Below are 6,462 nucleotides of genomic sequence, written 5' to 3'. Positions count from 1 at the left end.
GCGGGCGGGCCTGTCCGGGGGCAAGAGCGTGCCGGAGTCGGTGCGTGAGCGGCCCCGGCTGTTCGTCACCCTGACCGCCCCGTCCTTCGGTCGTGTCCACCGTGTGACCGAGGGCGGGCCGTGCCGCCTGGGCCGGGGTGGCGGGGTGTGTGCGCACGGTGTGCCGCTGGGCTGCGGCCTGGTCCACGCCGAGGGGGACCCGTTGGCCGGTGCGCCGTTGTGCGGGGCCTGCTACGACTTCGCGGGGCATGTGCTGTGGCACGCGCACGCCGGGCGGCTGTGGGACCGCTTCACCACTGCGGTACGGCGTCACCTCGCCTCGGCCGGTGGGGTGCCGCGCTCCCGGCTCGGTGAACACGTGGTGGTCTCCTTCGCCAAGGTGGCCGAGTTCCAGCAGCGGGCGGCCGTGCACTTCCACGCGGTCGTGCGTCTGGATGGCCCGGAGGGTCCGGGCTCGCCTGCACCGTCCTGGGCGAGCGGGGAACTGCTGGCGGAAGCGGTGGCCCATGCTGCCGCACACAGCTTCGTGACCGTGCCGGAATCCGCCGCGTACGGAACCGAACGCTGCACGTGGGGAGAGCGGGTCGATATCCAGCCCGTCCGCTCCTTCGCTGAGGGTGACGACCTGTCAGATGCGAAGGTCGCGGCGTACGTGGCCAAGTACGTCTCGAAGAGTGCGGCCGATACCGGGGCGGGCCTGGATGCCAGGGTCACGCGGTACGCCGACATCCGCGCGTCAGCCGTCAGCCGTCACACACGGGCCCTGATGGGCACCTGCTGGCGTCTGGGCGGCCTGCCGGAACTGGCACACCTTCGGCTGCGCGCGTCGGCTCACACGCTCGGCTACCGGGGACACGTGCTGACCAAGTCCCGCCGTTACTCCACCACGTACGCCGCACTGCGTGCCGAGCGTGCGGAGCACCTGCGCGCCCTCGAAGGAAGGGAGACGGATGATCCGGAGACGGTTACCGAAGCCTCTTGGCGCTTCGTCGGCTCCGGTCACTCCCCCGGCGCCGCTCTCCTCGCGGCCGGAATTGCCGAGGACCTTGTCATCAACCGTGAGGTCGCTCGGGAAGAACTGGGCGCTGCTTCCTGGGAGGCGGACGCATGAGTACGCAAGGAGTGACGCCCCCGGCCCGCAAGGCCAAGCCGTGCGCCGACAGCCATACCCGTGAAGCCTTCGTCCGTAGCTGGCTCGACGGCATCCGGCGTCCCCCGCCGGACCTCGTAAACCGACTGCGTGACCTGCTTCCCCCGCCCGACACATCACGGGACGATCACAGACAGGAGACGAACAGGAATCAATAATGCGTGGGGATAGGGCCGCTAAAACTGCCGTTTCCGCAGCTCAGGCCCTATCCCCGGCTAGTAAAGTGCCCGGACCCCGAGACGGGCCTCCACTACAACTACTTCCGGCATTACGACCCGGAGACGGCACGGTATCTTTCACCGGATCCGCTGGGGTTGGAGGCGGCGCCGAATCCGGTCACTTATGTCGCGAACCCTCACGCCCAAACCGACTTCTTTGGACTCGCGCCAGAGTACCCAGACGATCTACCCGAGCTTTTCGTCGACGACGCGAAGTTCGGAAAGAAGTGGGGAAAACACGCGCAAGATTACGGGCTGGACCCCTCCGACGCGAACGCAAGAATGTGGTACAGAGATAGAATAAATGAGATCCACAGGGCCCCTGACGAGATCCGAAAAGGCGACTATCACCCAAACGGCGGCGGCGGCCCTGATCACTGGTTCTACGTAAAGGATGGCGACCAGATTATTCTTAGGCCGGACGGAACATTCGTCTCCCTCTTCCCGCCGGACCGCCCCACGGGCTGGTTCAAGAACGCGGTTCAGGTGTTTCTCAGAGACGGAGGGGCAGAGTGAAAAAAGGTGAGCCGATCTACGAACAGCCAACACTCTCCGCGAGAGGCGTATATTACCGCGCGGGCAAAGGGTCGGAGCCCGAACTGGATGCCCTCAAGCTAGAACTTCCTGGCGGGCTATCCCTCTTCTTCAGTTCCGGTACGGACTGGACCATGCAAGTCGACACGACCTACAACGAGCAGCTACCAGCATGGTGCTACCCGCCTGAACATTGGAGCATCCGCCCGCTGCCAGGTTTGGATCCCACAGAGCCTCTGGGCACCTGCCGTGAAGTCATCGAAAGATTCAACGAGATCGGCGAGGTCACCGGAACTCAGCTCGTCTACGAAGAGAAGACTATTGCAATGGTATCAGGAGATGACTTTACGGCCTTTGTCTCCGCTCCTGATGGGTGACATCAGGGAAATCTCAAGTGAGCCCCTCCACACTTTACGTCACCGACGCGGGGTACCCGCACACGCGAAGGGCCCGTACAGCCGAAGCCGTACGGGCCCTCACGAGACAGCCGGAGCCGTCAGCGCCCAGAGGCGCGGTGGGTCACTTGACGATCTTGGTGACCTGGCCGGCGCCCACAGTGCGGCCACCCTCACGGATGGCGAACTTGAGGCCCTCCTCCATGGCGACCGGCTGGATGAGCTGAACGCTCATCTCGGTGTTGTCGCCCGGCATGACCATCTCGGTGCCCTCGGGGAGGGTCACGACGCCGGTCACGTCCGTGGTGCGGAAGTAGAACTGCGGGCGGTAGTTGTTGAAGAACGGGGTGTGGCGACCACCCTCGTCCTTCGACAGGATGTACGCCTGCGCCTCGAACTCCGTGTGCGGGGTGACCGAGCCCGGCTTGATGATGACCTGGCCGCGCTCGACGTCCTCGCGCTTGATGCCGCGGAGCAGCAGACCGACGTTCTCACCGGCCTGGCCCTCGTCAAGGAGCTTACGGAACATCTCGATGCCCGTGACCGTGGTGGTGGTCTTGTTCTCCTTGATGCCGATGATGTCCACGGTCTCGTTGACCTTGAGGACACCACGCTCGATACGGCCGGTGACGACCGTACCGCGACCGGTGATCGTGAAGACGTCCTCGATCGGCATGAGGAACGGCTTGTCGGTGTCACGCTCCGGCGAGGGGATGGCGCCGTCGACGGCGTCCATCAGCTCGACGATCGAGTTGGCCCACTCGGCGTCGCCCTCCAGCGCCTTCAGCGCGGAGACCTTGACGACCGGGACGTCGTCGCCCGGGAACTCGTACTCGGAGAGCAGCTCACGGACCTCGAGCTCGACGAGCTCCATGATCTCCTCGTCGTCCACCATGTCGGCCTTGTTCAGGGCGACCACGATGTACGGAACGCCGACCTGGCGGGCCAGGAGCACGTGCTCCTTGGTCTGCGGCATCGGGCCGTCGGTGGCGGCGACCACGAGGATGGCGCCGTCCATCTGAGCGGCACCGGTGATCATGTTCTTGATGTAGTCCGCGTGACCCGGGCAGTCAACGTGCGCGTAGTGACGGTTCTCCGTCTGGTACTCGACGTGGGCGATGGAGATCGTGATACCGCGCTGGCGCTCTTCGGGCGCCTTGTCGATGTTCTCGAACGCCGACGCCTCGTTGAGGTCCGGGTACTTGTCGTGCAGCACCTTGGTAATGGCGGCCGTGAGGGTCGTCTTACCGTGGTCGATGTGACCGATGGTGCCGATGTTGACGTGCGGCTTAGTCCGCTCGAACTTCGCCTTCGCCACTGGGGTCCTCCTGTGGACTGGTGCTGTACACCCTCCACATCGTGCGGAGGGGTTCAGGGGTTCTTAGAACTGGCCAGGACCCCGAGGGGGACGCCCTTGACCCGTTCGCTTGGATGGCCGGCGGCCGGGGCCCCGCCACGCACCGGAGTGCGGTACGTGGCGGAGCGCCCCGAATGCCTTTGCTCCAGCCTAAAGGGTGCGCAACGAGGTGTTACTCGCCCTTGGCCTTCGCGATGATCTCCTCGGCGACGCTCTTGGGAACCTCACCGTAGGAGTCGAACTGCATGGAGAAGTTGGCGCGACCGGAGGTCTTGCTGCGCAGGTCACCGATGTAGCCGAACATCTCCGAGAGCGGGACCAGAGCCGTCACGAGCTTGGCGCCCGAGCGGTCGTCCATGGACTGGATCTGGCCGCGCCGCGAGTTGAGGTCGCCGATCACATCGCCCATGTACTCCTCGGGCGTGGTGACCTCGACCTTCATCAGCGGCTCCAGCAGGGCCGGGCTGGCCTTGCGGGCTGCCTCCTTGAACGCCATGGAACCGGCGATCTTGAAGGCCATCTCGGACGAGTCCACGTCGTGGTAGGCACCGTCGAGCAGCGTCACTTTGACGCCGGTCAGCGGGTACCCCGCCAGCACACCGAACTCCATGGCCTCCTGGCAGCCCGCGTCCACGGACGGGATGTACTCCCGCGGGATGCGGCCACCGGTGACCTTGTTCTCGAACTCGTAGCCGTCGCCCTCAAGCGGCTCGACATCGATGATCACGCGCGCGAACTGGCCGGAACCACCGGTCTGCTTCTTGTGCGTGTAGTCGATCTTCTCGACCTTCTTGCGCAGCGACTCGCGGTACGCGACCTGGGGCTTGCCGATGTTGGCCTCGACCCGGAACTCGCGCTTCATGCGGTCGACCATCACGTCGAGCTGGAGCTCGCCCATGCCGGCGATGATCGTTTGACCGGTCTCCTCGTCGGACTTGACCTGGAAGGTCGGGTCCTCCTCGGACAGCCGCTGGATCGCGACGCTGAGCTTCTCCTGGTCGGCCTTCGACTTGGGCTCGATGGCGACCTCGATCACCGGGGTCGGGAACTCCATCGACTCCAGGATCACCGGGTTCGCAGCGTCGCTGAGGGTCTCACCGGTGGTGGTCTGCTTCAGACCCATGACGGCGACGATGTCACCGGCACCCACCGACTCGATCTCCTCACGCTTGTTCGCGTGCATCCGGTAGATCTTGCCGATGCGCTCCTTCCTGCCCTTGACCGAGTTGAGCACCTGAGTGCCGGTCTGGAGGACACCGGAGTAGACCCGGATGAAGGTGAGCTTGCCGAGGTGCGGGTCGCTGGCGATCTTGAACGCCAGGGCCGACATCGGCTCGTCCTCGGAGGGACGGCGCTTGATGATCTCCTCGGAGTCCTTCACGGAGTGGCCCTGGATGTCCTCGACGTCCAGCGGCGACGGCAGGTACCGGACGATCGCGTCGAGCAGGGGCTGCACGCCCTTGTTCTTGAACGCCGTGCCGCAGAACACCGGGGTGACCGTGGTCGTGCCCTCGGCGCCGGTGGAGGCGAGGGTGATGCGGCGGATCGCCGCGATGAGCTGCTCCTGGGTGGGCTCCTGGCCCTCCAGGTACAGCTCCATCATCTCCTCGTCGTTCTCCGCGACGGCCTCAAGGAGCTTGCCCCGCCACTCGTCGGCGGCCTCGGTGTGGGTGTCCGGGATGTCGACGGTGTCGTACATCTCGCCCATCTTCGCCTCGGCCGACCAGACCAGAGCCTTCATCGACACCAGGTCGACGACGCCCTTGAAGTCGGCCTCGGCACCGATCGGGAGCTGCATGACCAGCGGTACCGCACCGAGGCGGTCACTGATCATGTCGACGCAGCGGTGGAACTCGGCGCCGGTGCGGTCGAGCTTGTTGACGAAGCAGATGCGGGGGACGCCGTACCGGTCCGCCTGCCGCCAGACGTTCTCCGACTGCGGCTCGACGCCTGCCACACCGTCGAACACCGTCACGGCACCGTCGAGCACGCGCAGCGAGCGCTCCACCTCGGAGGTGAAGTCGACGTGACCCGGGGTGTCGATGATGTTGATGGTGTAGTCGACATCGTTGAGCGGCCAGTGAGTGGTCGTCGCGGCAGACGTGATCGTGATGCCGCGCTCCTGCTCCTGCTCCATCCAGTCCATCGTGGCAGCGCCGTCGTGGACCTCACCGATCTTGTAGGAACGACCGGTGTAGAAGAGGATCCGCTCGGTGGTCGTCGTCTTGCCCGCGTCGATGTGGGCCATGATCCCAATGTTGCGGACCTTGGCCAGGTCAAGTGAAGTGGTAGCCATAAGGCTTCAGTCTTCTCTCGGTCTCGATGGGGTCTGCGACTACCAGCGGTAGTGCGCGAAGGCCTTGTTGGACTCGGCCATCTTGTGGGTGTCCTCGCGCTTCTTCACAGCCGCGCCGAGCCCGTTGGAGGCGTCGAGCAGCTCGTTCAGCAGGCGCTCGGTCATGGTCTTCTCGCGGCGGGCACGCGAGTAGCCCACGATCCAGCGCAGCGCGAGCGTGGAGGAACGGCCGGGGCGGACCTCGACCGGAACCTGGTAGGTGGCGCCACCGACACGACGCGAGCGGACCTCGAGGGTCGGCTTCACGTTCTCGAGCGCGCGCTTCAGCGTGATGACCGGGTCGTTGCCGGTCTTCTCACGCAGGCCCTCCATGGCGCCGTAGACGATGCGCTCGGCGGTGGAGCGCTTGCCGTTCAGCAGCACCTTGTTGATGAGGGAGGTCACCAGAGGAGAACCGTAGACCGGATCGATGATGATCGGTCGCTTCGGGGCGGGGCCCTTACGAGGCATTC

5 protein-coding genes and 1 pseudogene are annotated in these 6,462 nt (G+C 65.3%); 3 read left to right on the top strand and 3 right to left on the bottom strand.

What is annotated here, in order from left to right; all coding sequences use genetic code 11:
- The 3 genes and pseudogenes from ACYVOO_RS05085 to ACYVOO_RS05075 all read left to right on the top strand — a co-directional run.
- On the top strand, positions 1-1,111 hold a 1,111-nt coding region (locus tag ACYVOO_RS05085; protein ID WP_461014422.1), incomplete at its 5' end, for a replication initiator.
- A gap of 269 nt (positions 1,112-1,380) precedes the next feature.
- Positions 1,381-1,548 (top strand): annotated as a pseudogene (locus ACYVOO_RS05080) (RHS repeat-associated core domain-containing protein); the annotation flags it as partial.
- Between the two features lie 332 nt (positions 1,549-1,880).
- Entirely contained in the window at positions 1,881-2,279 is a 399-nt protein-coding gene (locus ACYVOO_RS05075) for a hypothetical protein (RefSeq protein ID WP_461014421.1), read from the top strand.
- Between the two features lie 142 nt (positions 2,280-2,421).
- Here the strand turns inward: ACYVOO_RS05075 and tuf are convergent, their stop codons facing one another.
- From tuf to rpsG, 3 genes are all read right to left on the bottom strand, one after another.
- The gene (tuf, locus tag ACYVOO_RS05070) at positions 2,422-3,615 is read right to left on the bottom strand and encodes an elongation factor Tu (RefSeq protein WP_453346800.1); all 1,194 of its coding nucleotides are present in this window, start codon (positions 3,613-3,615) and stop codon (positions 2,422-2,424) included.
- Positions 3,616-3,826: 211 nt separating this feature from the next.
- Positions 3,827-5,950, bottom strand: coding sequence for an elongation factor G (gene fusA, locus ACYVOO_RS05065; RefSeq protein WP_461014420.1), 2,124 nt, complete (start codon positions 5,948-5,950; stop codon positions 3,827-3,829).
- Positions 5,951-5,989: 39 nt separating this feature from the next.
- On the bottom strand, positions 5,990-6,460 hold the full coding sequence (rpsG, locus tag ACYVOO_RS05060; protein ID WP_453346802.1) for a 30S ribosomal protein S7: 471 nt from the start codon (positions 6,458-6,460) through the stop codon (positions 5,990-5,992).
- Positions 6,461-6,462: the final 2 nt, after the last annotated feature.

It is taken from the genome of Streptomyces daliensis (assembly GCF_054782395.1).
The sequence above is the reverse complement of the archived record's forward strand: the minus strand, read 5'-3'. Positions and strand labels throughout refer to the sequence as shown.